This window comes from Pseudomonas sp. GW821-FHT10C09, from assembly GCF_059415465.1.
In genome coordinates this window covers 81,559-100,184 of the sequence record NZ_JBWKNG010000007.1, presented here as the reverse complement: position 1 = coordinate 100,184, position 18,626 = coordinate 81,559, and the positions used below count along the sequence as shown (strand labels likewise).

The 18,626-nt window shown below is 61.5% G+C and carries 21 protein-coding genes and 1 pseudogene; 15 read left to right on the top strand and 7 right to left on the bottom strand.

The window, feature by feature from the left end; translation table 11 throughout:
* Positions 1-24 precede the first annotated feature (24 nt).
* The 13 genes from phnC to phnP all read left to right on the top strand — a co-directional run bounded on the left by phnC (position 25) and on the right by phnP (position 10,590).
* The gene (gene phnC, locus AC07N8_RS08900; RefSeq protein ID WP_483840780.1) at positions 25-858 is read left to right on the top strand and encodes a phosphonate ABC transporter ATP-binding protein; all 834 of its coding nucleotides are present in this window, start codon (positions 25-27) and stop codon (positions 856-858) included.
* Between the two features lie 43 nt (positions 859-901).
* Positions 902-1,918, top strand: a complete 1,017-nt coding sequence (phnD, locus tag AC07N8_RS08895) for a phosphonate ABC transporter substrate-binding protein (RefSeq protein ID WP_483840781.1) — start codon at positions 902-904, stop codon at positions 1,916-1,918.
* A 133-nt stretch (positions 1,919-2,051) separates the two neighbouring features.
* On the top strand, positions 2,052-2,834 hold the full coding sequence (gene phnE / locus AC07N8_RS08890; RefSeq protein WP_483840782.1) for a phosphonate ABC transporter, permease protein PhnE: 783 nt from the start codon (positions 2,052-2,054) through the stop codon (positions 2,832-2,834).
* Positions 2,835-2,871: 37 nt separating this feature from the next.
* Positions 2,872-3,576, top strand: coding sequence for a phosphonate metabolism transcriptional regulator PhnF (gene phnF, locus AC07N8_RS08885; protein WP_483840783.1), 705 nt, complete (start codon positions 2,872-2,874; stop codon positions 3,574-3,576).
* 11 nt (positions 3,577-3,587) lie between these two features.
* Entirely contained in the window at positions 3,588-4,037 is a 450-nt protein-coding gene (gene phnG, locus AC07N8_RS08880; protein WP_483840784.1) for a phosphonate C-P lyase system protein PhnG, read from the top strand.
* Complete coding sequence (gene phnH / locus AC07N8_RS08875; RefSeq protein WP_493143123.1) at positions 4,037-4,636, top strand: phosphonate C-P lyase system protein PhnH; 600 nt, start codon at positions 4,037-4,039, stop codon at positions 4,634-4,636. The genes phnG and phnH overlap by 1 nt, the downstream gene beginning before the upstream one ends.
* Positions 4,636-5,712: a carbon-phosphorus lyase complex subunit gene (locus tag AC07N8_RS08870; protein ID WP_493143121.1), complete on the top strand. Its 1,077-nt coding sequence runs from the start codon at positions 4,636-4,638 to the stop codon at positions 5,710-5,712. The genes phnH and AC07N8_RS08870 overlap by 1 nt, the downstream gene beginning before the upstream one ends.
* Positions 5,705-6,592, top strand: a complete 888-nt coding sequence (locus AC07N8_RS08865) for an alpha-D-ribose 1-methylphosphonate 5-phosphate C-P-lyase PhnJ (RefSeq protein WP_483840787.1) — start codon at positions 5,705-5,707, stop codon at positions 6,590-6,592. Before AC07N8_RS08870 ends, AC07N8_RS08865 begins: the two co-directional genes overlap by 8 nt.
* Positions 6,589-7,398 (top strand): phosphonate C-P lyase system protein PhnK, encoded by an 810-nt coding sequence (gene phnK, locus AC07N8_RS08860; protein ID WP_493143119.1) that lies wholly within the window; start codon positions 6,589-6,591, stop codon positions 7,396-7,398. Before AC07N8_RS08865 ends, phnK begins: the two co-directional genes overlap by 4 nt.
* A gap of 28 nt (positions 7,399-7,426) precedes the next feature.
* Positions 7,427-8,146 carry a phosphonate C-P lyase system protein PhnL gene (gene phnL / locus AC07N8_RS08855; RefSeq protein ID WP_493143117.1) on the top strand — a complete coding sequence of 240 codons (720 nt, stop codon included), beginning with the start codon at positions 7,427-7,429 and terminating at the stop codon, positions 8,144-8,146.
* Positions 8,136-9,281 (top strand): alpha-D-ribose 1-methylphosphonate 5-triphosphate diphosphatase, encoded by a 1,146-nt coding sequence (locus AC07N8_RS08850; protein ID WP_493143116.1) that lies wholly within the window; start codon positions 8,136-8,138, stop codon positions 9,279-9,281. Before phnL ends, AC07N8_RS08850 begins: the two co-directional genes overlap by 11 nt.
* On the top strand, positions 9,281-9,850 hold the full coding sequence (gene phnN / locus AC07N8_RS08845; RefSeq protein WP_493143114.1) for a phosphonate metabolism protein/1,5-bisphosphokinase (PRPP-forming) PhnN: 570 nt from the start codon (positions 9,281-9,283) through the stop codon (positions 9,848-9,850). Before AC07N8_RS08850 ends, phnN begins: the two co-directional genes overlap by 1 nt.
* A complete protein-coding gene (gene phnP / locus AC07N8_RS08840; protein WP_483840791.1) occupies positions 9,841-10,590 on the top strand; it encodes a phosphonate metabolism protein PhnP in 750 nt (249 codons plus the stop codon). The genes phnN and phnP overlap by 10 nt, the downstream gene beginning before the upstream one ends.
* 24 nt (positions 10,591-10,614) lie before the next feature.
* Here the strand turns inward: phnP and AC07N8_RS08835 are convergent, their stop codons facing one another.
* Genes AC07N8_RS08835 through AC07N8_RS08825 form a run of 3 tightly spaced genes read right to left on the bottom strand, consistent with a single transcriptional unit; the run spans position 10,615 to position 12,990 of the window.
* Complete coding sequence (locus AC07N8_RS08835; RefSeq protein WP_493143112.1) at positions 10,615-11,502, bottom strand: LysR family transcriptional regulator; 888 nt, start codon at positions 11,500-11,502, stop codon at positions 10,615-10,617.
* A 60-nt stretch (positions 11,503-11,562) separates the two neighbouring features.
* Positions 11,563-12,282 (bottom strand): SDR family oxidoreductase, encoded by a 720-nt coding sequence (locus AC07N8_RS08830; protein ID WP_483840793.1) that lies wholly within the window; start codon positions 12,280-12,282, stop codon positions 11,563-11,565.
* A 51-nt stretch (positions 12,283-12,333) separates the two neighbouring features.
* Positions 12,334-12,990, bottom strand: coding sequence for a peroxiredoxin-like family protein (locus AC07N8_RS08825; RefSeq protein WP_493143109.1), 657 nt, complete (start codon positions 12,988-12,990; stop codon positions 12,334-12,336).
* A gap of 207 nt (positions 12,991-13,197) precedes the next feature.
* Here AC07N8_RS08825 and AC07N8_RS08820 point away from each other — a divergent pair.
* Positions 13,198-13,446 (top strand): annotated as a pseudogene (locus tag AC07N8_RS08820) (type II toxin-antitoxin system HicB family antitoxin); the annotation flags it as partial.
* A gap of 98 nt (positions 13,447-13,544) precedes the next feature.
* On the opposite strand, the gene AC07N8_RS08815 reads toward AC07N8_RS08820, so the two are convergent.
* On the bottom strand, positions 13,545-14,750 hold the full coding sequence (locus AC07N8_RS08815) for an MFS transporter (RefSeq protein WP_483840795.1): 1,206 nt from the start codon (positions 14,748-14,750) through the stop codon (positions 13,545-13,547).
* Positions 14,751-14,987: 237 nt separating this feature from the next.
* On the opposite strand from AC07N8_RS08815, the gene AC07N8_RS08810 reads away from it, so the two are divergent.
* The gene (locus AC07N8_RS08810; RefSeq protein ID WP_493143106.1) at positions 14,988-15,617 is read left to right on the top strand and encodes a hypothetical protein; all 630 of its coding nucleotides are present in this window, start codon (positions 14,988-14,990) and stop codon (positions 15,615-15,617) included.
* A gap of 106 nt (positions 15,618-15,723) precedes the next feature.
* Here AC07N8_RS08810 and AC07N8_RS08805 read toward each other — a convergent pair whose 3' ends face one another.
* The 3 genes from AC07N8_RS08805 to AC07N8_RS08795 form a co-directional block, all read right to left on the bottom strand.
* Entirely contained in the window at positions 15,724-16,722 is a 999-nt protein-coding gene (locus tag AC07N8_RS08805) for a sulfate ABC transporter substrate-binding protein (protein ID WP_483840797.1), read from the bottom strand.
* 93 nt (positions 16,723-16,815) lie between these two features.
* On the bottom strand, positions 16,816-17,640 hold the full coding sequence (locus AC07N8_RS08800; protein WP_483840798.1) for an ion transporter: 825 nt from the start codon (positions 17,638-17,640) through the stop codon (positions 16,816-16,818).
* Positions 17,641-17,661: 21 nt separating this feature from the next.
* Positions 17,662-18,576, bottom strand: a complete 915-nt coding sequence (locus tag AC07N8_RS08795; protein ID WP_483840799.1) for an urea transporter — start codon at positions 18,574-18,576, stop codon at positions 17,662-17,664.
* Between the last annotated feature and the right edge of the window lie 50 nt (positions 18,577-18,626).

Below are 18,626 nucleotides of genomic sequence, written 5' to 3'. Positions count from 1 at the left end.
CTGTTCAACCAGACAGAGAAGCCCATGAACGCAGCTATCCATGTCGATCATCTGAACAAGACCTTTGCGCGCAAGACCGCACTGGTCGACCTCGAACTCACCATTGCCACCGGTGAGATGGTCGCGCTGATTGGCGCTTCCGGCTCCGGCAAGTCCACCTTGTTGCGGCACCTCGCGGGCCTGGCCTGTTGCGATCGCAGCAATGGCGGCAGCGTCAAAGTGCTGGGGCGGGAAGTGCAGGCGTCCGGACGGCTGAATGGCAAGGTGCGTCGCTTGCGTGCCGACATCGGCTACATCTTCCAGCAGTTCAACCTGGTCAACCGTCTCAGCGTGCTCGATAACGTGCTGCTCGGTTGCCTGGGCCGGATGCCACGCTGGCGCGGCAACCTGAGCCTGTTCAACGCCCAGGAAAAGCAGTTCGCCCTCGAATCCCTGGACCGCGTCGGCCTGGCCGATCTGGCGGCTCAGCGCGCCTCGACCTTGTCCGGCGGCCAACAGCAGCGCGTGGCGATTGCCCGAGCCCTGACCCAGCGTGCCGAAGTGATTCTGGCCGATGAGCCGATTGCCTCCCTCGACCCGGAGTCGGCGCGCAAGGTCATGGAAATCCTCGCGGACATCAACCGCCGCGACGGCAAAACCGTGGTGGTCACTTTGCATCAAGTGGATTACGCCACCCGTTATTGCCCGCGTGCCGTGGCCCTCAAGGCCGGACGGATTCATTTCGATGGCCTCGCCGCCGACCTGAGCAGCCAGTTCCTCAACGATTTGTACGGTGCCGACATCGACACCAGCCTGATGTTCTCCGATCAGGCCCGCCGTCCCGAACCTGCGCCCCGGCTGGTACTGGCGCGCGGTTGAACCCACTTCTTTTTCCAACGACGCACTCCAAGGAATCCATTCCATGTTGAACCGTATCGGTCGCGTTTTTGCTGGCGCCGCGCTACTCGCCAGCTGTGTGCTGGGCACCGCCCAGGCTGAAGAAAAAGCCATCAACTTCGGCATCATGTCCACCGAGTCCTCGCAGAACCTCAAGAGCATCTGGCAACCGTTTCTGGATGACATGCAGAAGAAGACCGGCCTGAAAATCAACGCCACGTTTGCTTCTGACTATGCCGGCCTGATCCAGGGCATGCGTTTCAACAAGGTCGACGTGGCCTGGCTGGGCAACAAGGCCGCCATCGAAGCCGTGGACCGTTCCAACGGCGAGATCTTCGCCCAGACCGCAGCCGCCAGCGGCGCCGCCGGCTACTGGAGCGTGCTGATCGTGCGCAAGGACAGCCCGATCAACTCGGTCGACGACATGCTTAAAAACGCGAAAAACCTGACCTTCGGCAACGGCGACCCTAACTCCACTTCTGGCTATCTGGTGCCGGGCTACTACGTGTTCGCCAAGAACAACGTCGATGCCGCCACCGCGTTCAAACGCACCCTCAACTCCAGCCATGAGGTCAACGCCTTGAGCGTGGCCAAGGGGCAACTGGATGTCGCGACCTTCAACACTGAAAGCTGGGATCGCCTGGCCGTCACCCAACCGGACAAGGCTGCGCTGCTCAAAGTGATCTGGAAGTCGCCGCTGATCCCTGCCGATCCGCTGGTGTGGAGCAAGGCCTTGAGCGACAGCGAGAAAACCAAGATCCGCGATTTCATCTTCAGCTACGGCGACACCGAGTCCGAGAAGGCCGTGCTCGCCGGGATGCAGTTGGGCAAGTTCCTGAAGTCCAGCGACGACCAGTTGCTGCCGATCCGTCAGCTCGAACTGTTCAAGCAGCGCACCACGGTCAATGCCGACACCAAGCTTGAAGCGGCGGACAAGGCCAAGCGCCTGGCTGAGATCGATGCGGAATTGGCCAAGCTGCAAGAGCGCCTGACCTTGCTCGAAAAAACCAACACCGAGAAGAGCGCAGCCAACGCCGGTTGATTCCAATGTGGGAGCGAGCCTGCTCGCGAATGCGGACTGACATTCACCGTCGATGGCGACTGATCCACCGCTTTCGCGAGCAGGCTCGCTCCCACAGGTTTTGCACCAGGCATCACTTTTTAAGAGAACCCTCATGACCACTCTTCACGCTGAAGCCGTCGGCAAGCGCACCTGGCCGCAGTACCTCGGTTGGGGCCTGTTCCTGATCATGCTGGCCTGGGCCTGGCATGGCGCCGAGATGAACCCGATGGCGCTGTACCGCGACTCGGGAAACATGGCGACCTTCGCCGCGGATTTCTTCCCGCCGGACTTCCACGAATGGCGCGCCTACCTCAAGGAAATGATCGTCACCGTACAAATCGCCCTCTGGGGCACGGTGCTGGCGATTGTCTGCTCGGTGCCGCTGGGCATTCTCTGTTCCGAAAACATCACGCCGTGGTGGATTCACCAACCACTGCGCCGGGTCATGGACGCCTTCCGTTCGATCAACGAAATGGTCTTCGCGATGTTGTTCGTCGTGGCGGTCGGGCTGGGGCCGTTTGCCGGTGTCCTGGCGCTGTGGATCAGCACCACCGGGGTACTCGCCAAGCTGTTCGCCGAAGCCGTGGAAGCGATTGATCCGGGCCCGGTCGAAGGGGTTCGCGCCACCGGAGCCAGTGCCTTGCAAGAGGTGATCTACGGGGTGATTCCGCAAGTGATGCCGCTGTGGGTGTCCTACGCGCTGTATCGCTTCGAAGCCAACGTGCGCTCCGCGACAGTCGTGGGAATGGTCGGCGCTGGCGGCATCGGGGTGATTCTCTGGGAGAACATCCGCGCCTTTCAGTTTGTTCAGACCTGCGCGGTCTTGCTGGTGATCATCGTCGTGGTGAGCCTGATCGACATCCTGTCGCAACGCCTGCGCAAGCAGTTCATCTGAATTTCGGAGGGGTGCCCCTGGGCGCTTTTTTTTAAGCATGCAGTTGTCTAGACAAGATGAGCCGGTGTACCGCGAGTTGGCCGACATCCTGCGCCGTGAACTGGCGGATTATTCGGCCGGGGACTTTCTGCCGGCCGAGGTCCAGCTGGCGGAACGTTTCGGCGTCAACCGCCATACCTTGCGCCGCGCCATCGATGAGCTGGTGTTCGAAGGCAGCCTGTTGCGCCGTCAGGGCAAAGGCACGCAAGTGCTGGAGCGGCCGCTGATTTATCCGATGGCCGCCGACAGCGCTTACAGCCAGTCGTTGTCCGCACAAGGGCATGGCGTTGAGGCGGTTTTGCTCAAGCGCCGCTACTGCTTCGCCAGCCGTGAAGAAGCGCAGCACCTGGGCATCGCCGAGATGGCGCCGATGATCGAATTGCAGACCCTGCGCAAGCTCGATCACCAGCCGGTCAGCCTGATCCGTCATCGCTACTGCGCCAGTCACGCGCCGTTGCTGGCGGACTACACCGGCGGTTCATTGCGCCAATACCTCAGCGAACGCGACATGCCGCTGACCCGCACCTTGAGCCTGATTGGCGCCCGTTTGCCCAGCCGCGACGAAGCCGCGCTGCTGATGATGCCCCGGCATTTGCCGGCGCTGAGTGTGTTCACCCTTTCCCGCGACCGCGACGGCCACCCGGTGGAGCTGGCCCAGTCCACCAGCCGTTCGGATCGCTTCCAGTACCAGGTCGTCACCTGATGGAGAACTCAATGGATAACCCAGTTCCTCACACCGAACGGCAACACTGGATCGGCGTGCTGGCCCGCGCCCGACGCAGTGAATTGCAGCCCCATGAAGCGGCGCTGCGCGACGTCGAATACCAACTGATCCGCGCGCCGGAAATCGGCATGACCCTGGTGCGCGGGCGCATGGGCGGCAACGGTGCGCCGTTCAACGTCGGCGAAATGAGCGTGACCCGCTGCGTGGTGCGCCTGGCCGACGGTCGTACCGGTTTCAGCTACCTGGCGGGGCGCGACAAGGTCCACGCCGAATTGGCGGCGCTGGCCGACGCGCATTTGCAGGGCGTGCAACAGCGTCACTGGCTGGCGGAAATGATCACGCCGTTGGCGGCGGCCCAGGCCGAACGTCGGGCGCAGAAAGCGGCCGAAACCGCCGCCACCAAAGTCGAATTCTTCACCCTCGTGCGAGGAGAAAACTGATGAGCGCACAGCTGTTGCAACCGGCCTTCACCGACCCGGTGCTGGATGCCCAGCGCGGTTTTTGCGCGGCGCTCAAGGCGCTGGCCGGCCCCGGATTGATCCAGACATTGCACGACATTCCAGGCATCGAAGGGCTGGCGCCGGCCACCTACGCGTTGTGCCTGGCGCTGTTGGATGTCGACACGCCGTTGTGGCTGGCGCCGTCCTTCGACACACCGCTGATCCGCGCCAACCTGGCATTCCATTGCGGTTGCCCGCTGACCGCAGATCGGCAGAACGCACGGTTTGCCTTGCTCGCCGACGCCGACGTGCTCGACCTCAGTGGCTTCGACAGTGGCAATGATCGCTACCCGGATCAGTCCTGCACCTTGCTGGTTCAACTGCCATTGCTCGACGGCGGGGAAGGACTGGCCTGGCGCGGACCGGGGATCGAGACCGAGCACCTGGTCAGCCTGCCGCTGCCCGCCCGCGTCTGGCGCGAGCGCGAGCAACGCAACGAATTCCCCCGTGGGCTGGATCTGTTTTTCGCCGCCGGCCATGACCTTATCGGCCTGCCGCGCAGCACGCGGGTCGCCCACGCAGCACAGGAGCGTGCCTGATGTACGTAGCCGTCAAGGGTGGCGAACAGGCCATCGACAATGCCCATCGTCTGCTGGCGAAAAAACGCCGGGGCGATACCTCGGTCACGGAACTGAGCGTCGAGCAAATCCGCCAGCAACTGCCGCTGGCCGTGGCGCGGGTGATGAGCGAGGGCTCGCTGTACGACGAAGAACTCGCCGCACTGGCGATCAAGCAAGCGGCGGGCGACCTGGTGGAGGCGATCTTTCTGCTGCGCGCCTACCGCACCACGTTGCCGCGTTTCAGCCCGAGCCTGCCGATCGATACGGCCGACATGCAGCTCAGCCGGCGCCTGTCCGCGACCTTCAAGGATGTGCCGGGCGGGCAATTGCTGGGCCCGACCTTCGATTACACCCATCGCTTGCTGGACTTTGCCTTGCTCGCCGAGGGCGAGTATCCGGGGCCGCAGCTCACGCCAAAAGCCAGCCTCGAACCGTGCCCGCGAGTACTCGGTTTGCTGGCCAAGGAAGGCTTGATCAAGAACGAGTCCGACAACAACGACAGCGTCGCCGACATCACCCGCGACCCGCTGGAACTGCCGGCCAGCCGCGCCGAACGCTTGCAGGCACTGGCCCGTGGCGATGAAGGTTTTCTGTTGGCGCTGGGCTATTCCACGCAACGCGGTTATGGCCGCAACCACCCGTTTGCCGGGGAAATTCGCATCGGTGACGTGGAAGTCTGGATCGATCCCGAAGAGCTGGGTTTCCCGATCAATCTGGGCAGCATCGAAGTCACCGAGTGCGAGATGGTCAACCAGTTTGTCGGTTCGGCCACCGAGCTGGCGCAGTTCACGCGCGGCTACGGTCTGGCCTTCGGACATGCCGAGCGCAAGGCCATGGGCATGGCGCTGGTCGACCGCGCGCTGCGCGCCAGCGAGTTCAACGAAGAGATTGTGTCACCGGCGCAGCAAGAGGAATTCGTGCTGATGCATTGCGACAACGTCGAGGCCGCCGGTTTCGTGTCGCACCTCAAATTACCTCACTACGTGGACTTCCAGGCCGAACTGGAACTGATCCGCAAACTGCGCAAGCCGGCCGAGGGCCACAGCCATGAATGATCTGAGCAACGCCATCAAGGACAGGGCGCAAACTCGCGACGCGGCATACAACTTCGCCTACCTCGACGAACAGACCAAACGCATGATCCGCCGCGCCTTGCTCAAGGCTGTGGCGGTCCCCGGTTATCAGGTGCCGTTCGGTGGCCGCGAGATGCCGCTGCCTTACGGCTGGGGCACCGGCGGCATGCAATTGACCGCCGCGATTCTCGGTGCCGATGACGTGCTCAAAGTCATCGACCAAGGCGCGGACGACACCACCAACGCCGTGTCGATCCGCCGCTTCTTCGCCCGCACCGCTGGCGTCGCGACGACTGAAAGCACGCCGGATGCGACGGTGATCCAGACCCGTCACCGCATCCCGGAAACCCCGCTGCACGCCGATCAGATCATGGTCTACCAGGTACCGATTCCGGAGCCGCTGCGCTTTATCGAACCGTCGGAAACCGAGACCCGGACCATGCACGCTCTGAACGATTACGGGGTCATGCACGTCAAGCTGTACGAGGACATCGCCACCTTCGGCCACATCGCCACCGCTTACGCCTACCCGGTGATGGTCGATGAACGCTACGTGATGGACCCGTCGCCGATCCCCAAATTCGACAACCCGAAACTCGACATGAGCCCGGCGCTGATGCTGTTCGGTGCCGGCCGGGAAAAGCGCCTGTACGCGGTGCCGCCATTCACCAAAGTCACCAGCCTCGACTTCGAGGATCACCCCTTTGAAGCGCAGAAGTGGGAGGCGTGCTGCGCCATTTGCGGCAGCGCTGACTCTTTCCTCGATGAGTTGATTCTCGACGACGCCGGCACCCAGAGCTTCGTCTGTTCCGACACCTATTACTGCGCCCAGCGCGTCAGCCAGCAGGAGCAGGACCAATGAACCAGGCACTGAAAAATGATCTGTCGGTGACCACGGCCGAGCCGCTGTTGCAGGTGCGTAATCTGTCGCTGCTGTATGGGCCGGAAAAGGGCTGCCAGGACGTCAGCTTCGACCTGTATCCCGGTGAAGTGCTGGGGATTGTCGGCGAGTCCGGCTCGGGAAAGTCGACCTTGTTGTCGCTGCTCAGCGGACGCCTGCCACCGCAGCGCGGCAGCATCGGTTACCGCGACAAACAGGGCCAATGGCTGGACCTGTACAGCGCTAGCGAAGCCGAGCGCCGGACCTTGCTGCGCACCGAATGGGGCTTCGTCGAACAGAACCCGCGCGACGGCTTGCGCATGGGCGTGTCGGCCGGCGCCAACATCGGCGAACGCCTGATGGCCCATGGCGTGCGCAATTACCAGCAATTGCGCGGGGCAGGTATCGACTGGCTGAGCCAGGTGGAAATCGACCCACAGCGCATCGACGACTTGCCGCGGACGTTCTCGGGCGGAATGCAACAGCGGCTGCAAATTGCTCGCAATCTGGTGTCGAGCCCGCGCCTCGTCTTCATGGACGAACCCACTGGCGGCCTCGACGTGTCGGTGCAAGCGCGCTTGCTCGATTTGCTGCGTGGCCTGGTGCGTGAACTGGATCTGGCGGTGGTGATCGTCACTCACGACCTGGCGGTGGCCCGTTTGCTGGCCGACCGACTGATGGTGATGCGCCGCTCGCGGGTGGTGGAAACCGGGCTGACCGATCAGGTTCTCGACGATCCGCAGCACCCTTATTCGCAACTGCTGGTGTCTTCGGTGTTGCAGCCGTGAAGCCCCGTTCAACTGTGGAAACCGAGCGATGAATACCTTGATCGAGGTCCGTGACCTCTCGAAAACCTTCACCCTGCATCAGCAACACGGCGTGGTCCTGAACGTGCTGCGCGGGGTCGATTTCAGCGTGGCGGCGGGGGAGTGCCTGGTGCTGCACGGTCAGTCCGGCGCCGGCAAAAGTACCTTGCTGCGCACCGTGTACGGCAACTACCTGCCGGCCGGCGGCAGCATTCGCGTGCAGCACGACGGCCAGTGGCTGGAGCTGGTGGGCGCCGAACCGCGCGACATTCTGCAGGTGCGTCAGCGCACCCTGGGTTATGTCAGTCAGTTCTTGCGGGTGATTCCGCGTGTGGCCTGCCTGGATGTGGTGATGGAGCCGGCCCTGGCCCGTGGCTGGTCGAAAGAACGGGCGCAGACGCGGGCCGAATTGCTGCTCAGCCGCCTGAACATTCCGCAGCGTCTGTGGCAATTGGCACCCGGCACGTTCTCGGGGGGCGAGCAGCAACGGGTCAACATCGCACGCGGCTTCATGGTGGCGTGGCCGGTGATGTTGCTCGACGAACCGACCGCGTCCCTCGACGAGATCAATCGCCAGGTGGTGCTGGAACTGATGAACGAAGCGAAAAACGCCGGTGCCGCACTGATTGGCATTTTCCACGACCGCACCGCCCGCGAGGCGGTTGCCGACCGCCATCTCGATATGACTCCCGCCGCTGTGAACCAAGAGGAATACGCCGATGCCCGTTGAACAGATCCTCAGCAATGCCCGACTGGTCACCGCTGACCGCGTGTTCCTTGGCAGTGTGCTGTTGCGCGACGGCTTGATCGCCGACGTCAGCGAAGGCCTGAGCCGGTTGCCTCACGCCCAGGACCTCAACGGTGATTTCCTGTTGCCGGGGCTGGTGGAATTGCACACCGACAACCTCGAACGCCACATGACCCCGCGTCCCGGCGTGGACTGGCCGTCGATTTCGGCGGTGCTCAGCCATGACGCGCAGATCATCGCGGCCGGCATCACCACGGTGTTCGATGCTGTGTCCATCGGTGACGTAAACCCCAAGGGCAATCGCATGCAGAAATTGCCGGCGATGCTGGAAGCGATCTCCAGTGCCTCCGACGCCGGGCTGACCCGCGCCGAACACCGTCTGCACCTGCGTTGCGAGTTGTGCCACCCGGACACCTTGAGTGTGTTCCGCGACCTGGTGGAGCATCCGCTGGTGCAACTGGTGTCGGTGATGGACCACTCGCCGGGTCAGCGTCAATTTGTGCTGGAGTCCAAGTACCGTGAGTACTACATGGGCAAGTACCACCTGACCACGGCGCAGATGGATGAATTCATCACCTTGCAGATGGCCAACTCCCGGCAGTACAGCGACCGCTATCGTGCGGCGATTGTCGAGCATTGCCTGGCGCGCGGCCTGTCGGTAGCCAGCCATGACGACGCGACGCTCGCGCACGTCGAAGAGTCGGCGCGCTACGGCATGACCATCGCCGAATTCCCGACCACCGTTGAGGCGGCGCGCGGCAGCCAGCAGCAAGGCATGAAAGTGCTGATGGGCGCACCGAACATCGTGCGCGGCGGTTCGCACTCGGGTAACGTCGCCGCCGCCGACCTGGCCGCTGAGGGGTTGCTGGATATCCTTTCCAGCGATTACTACCCGGCCAGCCTCCTGCAAGCGGCGTTTGCGCTGGCCGCCCAGGACAACGCGTGTGATCTGGCCCACGCCGTGCGCATGGTCAGCCTGGCCCCGGCCCGGGCGGCGGGTTTGAATGATCGCGGCGAAATCGCCGTCGGACTGCGCGCGGACCTGGTGCAAGCCAGAAGCCGCGACGGGCTGCCGGTGGTGCAACAAGTGTGGCGCGAAGCGAAGAGGGTGTTTTGATGGCCGGCAGGTTGATCTATCTCATCGGACCTTCAGGTTCGGGCAAGGACAGCCTGCTGGATGCCGCACGCACACCGTTGGCTGAACGTGGCTGTCGCATCGTACGGCGGGTCATTACGCGCTCGGCGGAAGCGGTGGGCGAGGCGGCGCACGGCGTCAGCGTCGAACAGTTCGCCGAGCTGGAGGCTCAGGGTGCGTTTGCCCTGAGCTGGCACGCCAATGGTTTGTCCTATGGCATTCCTCGGGAGATTGACGACTGGCTGGCGGCGGGGCAGGACGTGTTGGTCAATGGTTCACGCGCGCATCTGCCGCCAACCCGGCAGCGATATCCCGACGCGTTGGTGCTGTTGTTGACCGTCGATCAAGCCGTATTGCGCCAGCGACTGCTGGCGCGGGGGCGTGAATCGGTGACCGAGATCGATCAGCGACTGGCGCGCAATGCGCGTTTCAGTGAACGCCTGCTGACCGATCACGGTTCGGCAGTGCACCTGCTGGATAACTCTGGGGCGTTGGAGCGCACGGTCGAACGCCTGCTGGCCTGCATCGACGAGCATTGCGTATGCGCCTGACACTACTGGGCACCGGTGACGCGCGGCAGGTGCCGGTCTACGGCTGCGAATGCGTGGCCTGCATTAATGCCCGCAACGATGAACGACTCAGGCGTCGACCGTGCAGCGCGCTGATCGAATGCGGTGATCAGCGCTGGCTGATCGACAGCGGCTTGCCCGACCTGACCGAACGCTTCCCGCCTCGCAGCTTCAACGGCATTTTCCAGACCCACTACCACGCCGATCACGCCCAAGGCCTGCTGCATTTACGCTGGGGCCAGGGACTGGTGATCCCGGTGCACGGCCCAGTGGACCCGGAAGGCCTGGCCGACCTCTACAAACACCCCGGCATCCTCGATTTCAGCCAACCGTTCAACCCGTTTGAAACCCGCCAGTTTGGCGGTCTCAGCGTCACGGCGTTACCGCTGCAGCACTCCAAGCCGACCCTCGGTTATGTGCTGGAAGGCGAGGGGCGAAGGATCGCCTACCTGACCGACACCGTGGGCTTGCCCCCGGCGACGGCTGAATGGCTGCAACGAGCACCGCTGGACCTGCTGGTCCTCGACTGTTCAATGCCGCCACAACCTCAGGCGCCACGTAACCACAATGACCTGACGCTGGCGTTGCGCTGTATTGAAGACTTGCAACCGGTGTCTGCGGTGTTGACGCATGTCGGGCATACGCTGGATGCGTGGTTGCTGGAGCATGGGGGGGAGTTGCCGCCCAGGGTTACGGTGGCTTTTGATGGTTGCGTGTTGTAGGGCAGAAGGCATTTGTGGTTTGTGTCAGTTCTCTTTTGTCAGTAACCCCTCCACATACTCCAAAAACGCCCGAGCCTTCGCGCTGGCCATTCTTCCGGTGGGAAATACCGCCCACAAATCCTGTTTCGGCAGGGTCCAATCCGTCATCACTGCCCTGACGGCACCACTGGCCAGCTCCGGCGCAAACATCCATTCGGAGGCCATGGTCAGCCCGAGATTGGCGAGGACCGCTTCGCGCAATCCTTCGGCGGCGCTGACGCGAATGCGGCCGTTGATGATCACGGACTGTTCTTCGTTCGCGTTGCGAAATTGCCAGTTGGCGCCGCCGCCCAAGGCGTAGACCACAGCCTGGTGTTTGCACAGGTCAGCCGGGCAGGTGGGTTCGCCGTGTTTGTCGAAGTAGGCCGGCGTGCCGAGGACGACACGTCGGCATTCGGCGATCTTGCGGGCGGTGAGGCCGGAGTCGCTCAGGGCGCCCATGCGCAGGGCGATGTCGACGCCTTCTTCGACCAGATTGAGGTTGCGGTCGTCGAGCAGCAGGTCGATGTTCAGGTCCGGGTTCTGATCGAGGAACGGCCCGAGGTGCGGCACGATATGGATTCGGCCGAAGGTCACGGCGGCGCAGATGCGCAGGTTGCCGGTGAGCCCGCTGGCGGCACCGCGCGCGGCATTGTCGGCCTCGTCGGATTCTTCGATGGCACGCTTGGCGCGTTCGAAAAACGCCAGGCCGGCCTCGGTGGGCGTCAGGCCTCGGGTCGAGCGCAACAGCAGTCGCACGGCCAGGCGTGATTCGAGTTGCGCAATGGCTTTCGACACGGCGGGCTGGCCGATATTCAGGCGCCGGGCGGCAGCGGAAAACGAGCCGGTTTCCACGACGTAGACGAAGGTTTCCATTGCGGCGAGGCGATCCATTCGAAGCCCTTGTGCAGTCTGATGCCTTTAGGAAATCCCCTGTGGGATTGTTGTGTTCAGTTAGAACGCGGCTTTGCCGATAGAGGAGCCGCCGTCGACAAACAGCGTTTGCCCGGTGATAAACCCGCTCTGCTCGGACAACAGAAACGCAATCGCCGCTGCGATCTCCTGCGGTTGCCCCAATCGCCCCATCGGCACACCTGCCAGATACCGCGCTTCACCTTCACTGCCCGGCGGATTGTTGGTGCGGAACAATTCGGTTTCCGTCGGCCCCGGTGCCACGGCGTTAACCGTCACGCCAGTTTTCGCCAGCTCCAGCGCCCACGAGCGTGTGAAGCTGATCAGCGCCGCTTTGGCGGCCGCATACGCCGTGCGTTGGGTAATCCCGAGCACGGTCAGACTGGAAATATTCACCACCCGACCCCAACCCTTGGCGCGCATGTTCGGCAGCAGTGCCTGGGTGGCCTGCAACGCCGAATGGAGGTTGACCCGCATCACATCGTCGAACGTATCCAGATCGATTTCACCCAACACTTGCGGGCGTACCAGACCGACGTTGTTCACCAGCCCATCAAACTCGTACGTCCTGGCCAGATCCGCCAGGACTTCCTGAGTCAGCGTCCGGTCGCTCAAATCCAGCGGAAACAGAATGCCGGGGAACGTCAGGTCAGGTGTCCGGGCAATCCCGACCACCCGGTGCCCAGCACGATCCAGATGCTCGGCCACCGCACGGCCAATGCCTTTGCTCGCGCCAGTGATGAGAAAAGTACGACGGGTCATTTCACACTCCTTGAAAAGAACCTGCCGCCGGGGTGGGCGGCAGTGAAAGGGTCAGCCGCGAATCGCATCCAGCATTGCTTCAGGCTCAGGACGCTGAGTGTAATCCGGGTTGACCTCGGCGTAACGAATCACGCCATCCTGACCAATCACATAACGTGCCGGCATCGGCAGCGTCCACGACGGATCATCATTGAAAGTCGGCAAATCATTGCGCAGATTCTTGTACAGCTCGATCAGGTAATCCGGCAACTCAAAGCGCAAACCAAAGGCGTGCGCCACCTCATTGTGAGTATCGCTGAGGATCGGGAATTCAAGGCCATTGGTGCGCACAGACTTGCGGCTGTTGGCAGCAATTTGCGGAGAAATCGCCAGCAGGCTGGCGCCGGCTTCCTGCAACGTCGGCAGGAAATCCTGTAATGCTTGCAGCTCCATGTTGCAGTAAGGGCACCACACGCCACGGTAGAACGTCAGCACCAACGGACCTTTGGCCAGTAGATCGGCGGATGACACCGGATGGCCGTCGGGGTCCTTGAGTGTGAACAGCGGCGCCTTGTCGCCCACCTTCAACGCCTTGCTTGCCGCGCCTGAGGCAAACAGTTCCGCGGTGGCACGCTCCATGATCGGGTGGATTTCAGCGGGCGCGTTGTAGGGCGGTTTACCCGCTTTGAAGTCAGCTTTGAACGCATCGAGTTTTGCTTGCAGGGGCATGATCGTAATCCTGGGTGAGGAAGCCGGTTGGCTTGGATCGATAGTGACCTTGGCACGGGGAGGGTGGAACGCAGGTGGGGGGCATAGGATTCATTCTTGGGGGGAATGAGAGCTTTCACATCCTGAAAAACAACGTGAACAGACCCTCTCTGGATTCTATGGTCCAGTGACGGTTCATTTACGTGATGTTTTGCTGGAGGAACGACTGTGCACTATCCAATCATTATCGAGTGGGGAGACGACAGAGCGGCAATTGGTATTCAAATACCTGACATCCCTGGCGCGGTGACCGCGGGGGATACGTTTGAGGAGGCGTACAACGCAGCCATTGAAGTCGCACAGATCCTGCTGCAAAAAATGGAGGAGGAGGGGTTGGTTGTTCCAACGCCGACGTCAGTGAGCACGCATCGGGATAATCCGGAATTCGCGGGAAGAGGATGGGGGATGTTGAAAGTTTGAATAAGGCGATTGCCGTCATATCGCATCGCGAGCAAGCTCGCCCCCACAGGATTGGCGATTACCTGTGGGGGCGAGCTCGCGATGCTTTGAAAAGCTTAAGCCGTCGCCAACGAAGCCTTCTGCGAAGCACTCAAAAACCGCAGCAACGCCAGCAGCGGAAACGCACTGCCCACAATCACTATCCACAACCAGCCGCCGTGTTCATACACCGCACTGGCCACCGACGAACCGAACGCGCCGCCGATGAAGATGCTGGTCATGTACAGCGCGTTCAGGCGGCTGCGGCTTTTGGCGTCGAGGGCGTAGACCGCGCGTTGGCCAAGGACCATGTTCATCTGAACGCAGAAGTCGAGTACCACGCCGGTCACGGCCAGGCCGATGACGCTGTACACCGGATGGATGAACGCCGGCAGGAAGCTCAGGCTGGCGAATATCAGGGCCAGCAAGGACGCCATGCGGGTGTGGCCGGCATCGGCCAGGCGACCGGCGATGGGCGCGGCGATAGCGCCGATGGCACCGACCAGGGCGAAGATCGCGATCTGGGTTTGCGACAGGCCATGATTGCGCGCCAGTTCCAGCGGCACGGCGGTCCAGAACAGGCTGAACGTGGCGAACATGCACCCCTGGTAAAACGCGCGCTGACGCAACACCGGTTGTTGACGCAACAGCGTCCACAGCGAGCCGAGCAACTGCCCATAAGAAGCACTGTGATCCGGCTGGCGCTTGGGAATGGTCAGTGCGAGCACGATGCTGATCGCCGCCATCAACGCGGCCGCAATCATGAACATTGCGCGCCAGCCGAAGTGGTCAGCCACCACGCTGGACACCGGTCGTGCCAGCAGAATACCCAGCAGCAAACCGCCCATGATCCCGCCGACCACACGGCCGCGAGATTCTTCCGGTGCGAGGTGTGCGGCCAGTGGAATCAGGATCTGCACCGACACCGAGCTGAAGCCCACCAACAACGAGATCAGCAAAAACACATTGGGCTGATCGGTAAACGCAGCGCCCAGCAAACTGGCAATCGCCACCACGGTGGTGATGATCATCAATCGGCGGTTTTCCAGCAGATCGCCCAGCGGCACGAGGAAGAACAACCCAAGCGCATAGCCAATTTGCGTCAGCGAAACGATCAGGCTGGCCATGGTGTTGGTCAGGCCGATGTCCGGTGCGATCAGGCCAATGATCGGCTGGGCATAGTAAATATTGGCCACGATGGCGCCGCAGCAGAAGGCGAAGAGCAGCACCATGCCTTTGGTCATTGTCGCGGCACCGTGGGGCGCCTGGGTCGTTGGTTTCATAACGGGTCTCGCTGGACAAAAGGGAATGCGCGAAGGCTAAGCGGCAAGCTCAAACGGCGGAAGAGAGGTTGAAGTGATAGCAATCATTCCATTGCGGAATGAGTGACGCCGGCCATGTGCTGTTTGCCGATGCACCTTGCGTCCAAAAAATGTGAGGCCCGATGATACATTCACTTACATCCTGTTCGATAGCGTGCTTATGTTCTCTCTCACGTTTCATAACCGGAAGGCACTGCCATGAATGCGATGATTCGCCACCTGATTCGCGGCGCTTCAGCCCTGACACTGATTACCCTGTTTACCACTGGCCTGACCCAGGCGGCCGATGCACCGGGCTTGCGCATCGGTGTTCGCGGAGAGATCACCGGGGTCAGCCCCGACGCGTTGAAAGTCCACGTCAACAGCGGCGAAAACGTGGTCATCAACCTGACCAATGACACCAAGATCCGCGCCGTCACCCTGGCCAACATCGAAGACATCAAACCCGGCAGCTACATCGGCTCGGCGGCGATTCCGCAGGATGATGGCACGCTCAAGGCGCTGGAAGTCCACGTCTTCCCGCCGGAACTGGCCGGCAGTGGCGACGGGCATCGGCCGTTTGACCTGGTCAAGGGCAGCAGCATGACCAATGGCAGCGTCGGCGACTTGGTGGTCAGCAATGGCCGAGTGTTGACGGTTAACTACAAGGGCGGGCAGCAGAAGATTCTGGTGCCGATGGACGTGCCGATTGTGAACCTGATGCCGGGGGATCGCAGTTTGCTCAAGGTGGGGGTGAAGATCGTGACGTTTGTGACGCAGAGTGCGGACGGGACGCTGACGGCGCAATCGATCTCGGCGGGTAAAGATGGCGTGACACCGCCCATGTGAAGGCAAGTCACAACCCCACAGGGGGATTTTTGGTGAGCTTGGGGTTTGTGATCAGGCACAAAAAAGGCGACCTGTTCAGGTCGCCTTTTTCATTGCCGCTCAGGAATTACTGACCGGTGTAAATCTGATCAAAGATCCCGCCATCGTTGAAGTGAGTCTTCTGCACTGTGCGCCAGTCACCAAAGGTCTTCTCAACCGACAGGAAGTCCACTTTCGGGAACCGATCGGTGTACTTGGCCAATACCGCCGGGTCACGTGGGCGCAGGTAGTTCGCTGCTGCAATCTCCTGACCTTCCGGTGACCACAGGTACTTCAGATATTCCTCGGCCGCCGCGCGCGTGCCTTTCTTGTCGACAACTTTGTCGACCACCGTCACCGGCGGCTCGGCTTCGGCAGAAACGCTTGGGTAGATCACTTCAAACTGGTCACGACCAAACTCGCGGGCAATCATTTCCGCTTCGTTTTCGAAGGTCACCAGCACGTCGCCGATCTGGTTCGTCATGAAGGTAGTGGTGGCTGCGCGGCCGCCGGTGTCGAGCACTGGAGCCTGCTTGAACAGTTTGCCGACGAACTCCTTGGCCTTGTTCTCGTCACCGCCATTCTTCAGCACATAGCCCCAGGCCGACAGGTAGGTATAGCGACCATTACCCGAGGTTTTCGGGTTCGGCACGATCACCTGGACGCCATCCTTGAGCAGGTCCGGCCAGTCTTTCAGGGCTTTCGGGTTGCCTTTACGAACGATGAATACGGTGGCGGAAGTGAACGGCGCACTGTTGTTCGGCAGGCGCGTGACCCAGTTGTCCGGCACCAGTTTGCCGTTGTCCGCCAGGGCGTTGATATCGGTCGCCATGTTCATGGTGATGACGTCAGCCGGCAGACCGTCGATCACCGAACGTGCCTGTTTGCTGGAGCCGCCGAAGGACATCTGCAGGGTGATGTTTTCGTTGTGCTCGGCTTGCCAGTGTTTCTGGAAGGCAGTGTTGTAGTCCTTGTAGAAATCGCGCATCACGTCATAGGAAACGTTAAGCAGGGTCGGGGCGGCCTGAGCCATGCTGGTCAATGCCAGGCCAGCGGCCAGAAGTGAGGCGCCAAAGAGTTTTTTCACTGCGCAGTCCTTGTTCTAATTTAAAAGTGAGGCAATTTGCCAGCGACTATAGCCGGGCTCGCATAGGCCTTTAAAGATTAAAAAGCTCTTTGCTTATTCCAGTTTCTTAAACAACGCATTACCGCATCGCGAGCAGAATGCCGCGCCGTGTTCGTGGCTGTTTTTCTTGCACACCGGGCAGTCGTGTTGCAACTGTTCGCCACGCATCGCGTTGGCCAGTTCGGCGGTGAAAATCCCGGTGGGTACGGCAATGATCGAGTAACCGGTGATCATCACCAGCGACGAAATCACCTGGCCCAGTGGCGTCTTCGGCACGATGTCGCCGAAGCCCACGGTGGTCAGCGTAACGATCGCCCAATAGATGCCTTTGGGAATACTGGTGAAGCCGTGTTCCGGCCCCTCGATCACGTACATCAAGGTGCCGAACACCGTCACCAGGGTGCAGACACTGACCAGAAACACCACGATTTTCTGCTTGCTGCCGCGCAACGCCGACATCAGGTAGTTGGCTTGCTTGAGGTAGGGGCTGAGCTTGAGTACGCGGAAAATCCGCAGCATCCGAATGATCCGGATGATCAGCAGGTACTGCGCATCGGCGTAATACAGCGCGAGGATGCCGGGCACGATGGCCAGCAAATCCACCAGCCCATAGAAGCTGAACGCGTAGCGCAACGGTTTGGGTGAGCAATACAGCCGCAGGATGTATTCGACGGCGAAAACGAAAGTGAAGCCCCACTCGATATACGCCAGCAGATCGGCGTAGTTCTGGTGAATCGCGTCGATGCTGTCGAGCATCACGATGACGATGCTGGCAAGGATGATCAACAGCAGGATGCCGTCGAAGCGCCGCCCCGCCTTGGTGTCGCTCTGGAAAACCATGACGTAAAGTTCTTCACGCCAGTTTTTGCTGCTGTCCATGGATACCGCCTGAACCAATGATCAGCGCAGCCTAGGTTGATTCTCCCCAGGAGCGCAAGGCGCAGTGGTCCTCGTGGCTTTGCCGAGCACTTGAACGATCGTACGGATCAGCCAGCAACCGAGGATGAACGGCGCGGTCAGCGTGGGCAGGCCGATAGCGGCAAACACGGGTGTCAGCAGCAGCGCGAGTGCAATAGCGAGCGGTGGCAGCCACGGTTGTTGGCGTTGCGAGCTGAAGGCGAGGGCGGCGAGCACGGCGTTATAACCACCGAGGCCGAGCAGGGCGGTGTAGAAGTCGTGATTCAGCAGGCTCCAGCCCATGCCCGCGACAGACGCCAACATCGCCCAGCAGAAAGCGCGACGGTCAGCGATCAGTAATCCAGCGGCAATCAAAGCGCCGGCCAGCGGATGACCGAGGAACATCACCTGCCCGAGGCTTTTGAGGGGGGCGGTGAGCATGTTCAGGGTGTTGATTTCGATCAAGTGCGCCTGGGTCGATGGCGTGGCGAAGCACAGCAGTAACCAGCCCAATCCGACGAAGGGCGCGGTGTAGGCGGGCAGGTATTGGCTGACCCGGGAGCGTTTGAGCCACTGTTGAGTCAGCATCGCGCTCAGGCCACCGCAGGCAATGATCATCAGCGGCAGCATGGCCGACCATGGGAAATAAAGGCTCAGCAGCACGCCGAGCAAGACACCGTTGTAGCTGAACAATCCCGCCTGACGATCTTCCTTGGCGTAGTTGCGACGTTGCGCGGTAAGCAACCCGGCGACACCGCCCAGCAGCGCACCGCCGAGCAGGGTGGGCGCGGTAAACAGAATCGCCAACAGGCACAGCAGGCCGCACAGCGGATTTCGCTGGAGGAAGATCTGACTGAAACCGTTGAGCAGGGCAGTCGCCCAGTCGGGGCAGTGGGTGTTGAAGTGATTGGCAGGCATTTTAGTTCAGTGTGTCAGTGGGACCGAGTTGCCTGCTTCGCGAGCAGGCT

What these genes read in the sequence shown, in the direction of transcription:
- phnN (WP_493143114.1), top strand. Translation starts at nt 9,281, where the DNA reads ATGGCCGGCAGGTTGATCTATCTCATCGGACCTTCAGGTTCGGGCAAG.
- AC07N8_RS08795 (WP_483840799.1), bottom strand. Translation starts at nt 18,576, where the DNA reads ATGCCTGCCAATCACTTCAACACCCACTGCCCCGACTGGGCGACTGCC.
- phnH (WP_493143123.1), top strand. Translation starts at nt 4,037, where the DNA reads ATGAGCGCACAGCTGTTGCAACCGGCCTTCACCGACCCGGTGCTGGAT.
- phnL (WP_493143117.1), top strand. Translation starts at nt 7,427, where the DNA reads ATGAATACCTTGATCGAGGTCCGTGACCTCTCGAAAACCTTCACCCTG.
- phnE (WP_483840782.1), top strand. Translation starts at nt 2,052, where the DNA reads ATGACCACTCTTCACGCTGAAGCCGTCGGCAAGCGCACCTGGCCGCAG.
- phnG (WP_483840784.1), top strand. Translation starts at nt 3,588, where the DNA reads ATGGATAACCCAGTTCCTCACACCGAACGGCAACACTGGATCGGCGTG.
- AC07N8_RS08865 (WP_483840787.1), top strand. Translation starts at nt 5,705, where the DNA reads ATGAATGATCTGAGCAACGCCATCAAGGACAGGGCGCAAACTCGCGAC.
- phnP (WP_483840791.1), top strand. Translation starts at nt 9,841, where the DNA reads ATGCGCCTGACACTACTGGGCACCGGTGACGCGCGGCAGGTGCCGGTC.
- AC07N8_RS08815 (WP_483840795.1), bottom strand. Translation starts at nt 14,750, where the DNA reads ATGAAACCAACGACCCAGGCGCCCCACGGTGCCGCGACAATGACCAAA.
- AC07N8_RS08800 (WP_483840798.1), bottom strand. Translation starts at nt 17,640, where the DNA reads ATGGACAGCAGCAAAAACTGGCGTGAAGAACTTTACGTCATGGTTTTC.
- AC07N8_RS08835 (WP_493143112.1), bottom strand. Translation starts at nt 11,502, where the DNA reads ATGGATCGCCTCGCCGCAATGGAAACCTTCGTCTACGTCGTGGAAACC.
- phnK (WP_493143119.1), top strand. Translation starts at nt 6,589, where the DNA reads ATGAACCAGGCACTGAAAAATGATCTGTCGGTGACCACGGCCGAGCCG.
- AC07N8_RS08870 (WP_493143121.1), top strand. Translation starts at nt 4,636, where the DNA reads ATGTACGTAGCCGTCAAGGGTGGCGAACAGGCCATCGACAATGCCCAT.
- phnC (WP_483840780.1), top strand. Translation starts at nt 25, where the DNA reads ATGAACGCAGCTATCCATGTCGATCATCTGAACAAGACCTTTGCGCGC.
- phnD (WP_483840781.1), top strand. Translation starts at nt 902, where the DNA reads ATGTTGAACCGTATCGGTCGCGTTTTTGCTGGCGCCGCGCTACTCGCC.
- AC07N8_RS08810 (WP_493143106.1), top strand. Translation starts at nt 14,988, where the DNA reads ATGAATGCGATGATTCGCCACCTGATTCGCGGCGCTTCAGCCCTGACA.
- phnF (WP_483840783.1), top strand. Translation starts at nt 2,872, where the DNA reads ATGCAGTTGTCTAGACAAGATGAGCCGGTGTACCGCGAGTTGGCCGAC.
- AC07N8_RS08850 (WP_493143116.1), top strand. Translation starts at nt 8,136, where the DNA reads ATGCCCGTTGAACAGATCCTCAGCAATGCCCGACTGGTCACCGCTGAC.
- AC07N8_RS08830 (WP_483840793.1), bottom strand. Translation starts at nt 12,282, where the DNA reads ATGACCCGTCGTACTTTTCTCATCACTGGCGCGAGCAAAGGCATTGGC.
- AC07N8_RS08825 (WP_493143109.1), bottom strand. Translation starts at nt 12,990, where the DNA reads ATGCCCCTGCAAGCAAAACTCGATGCGTTCAAAGCTGACTTCAAAGCG.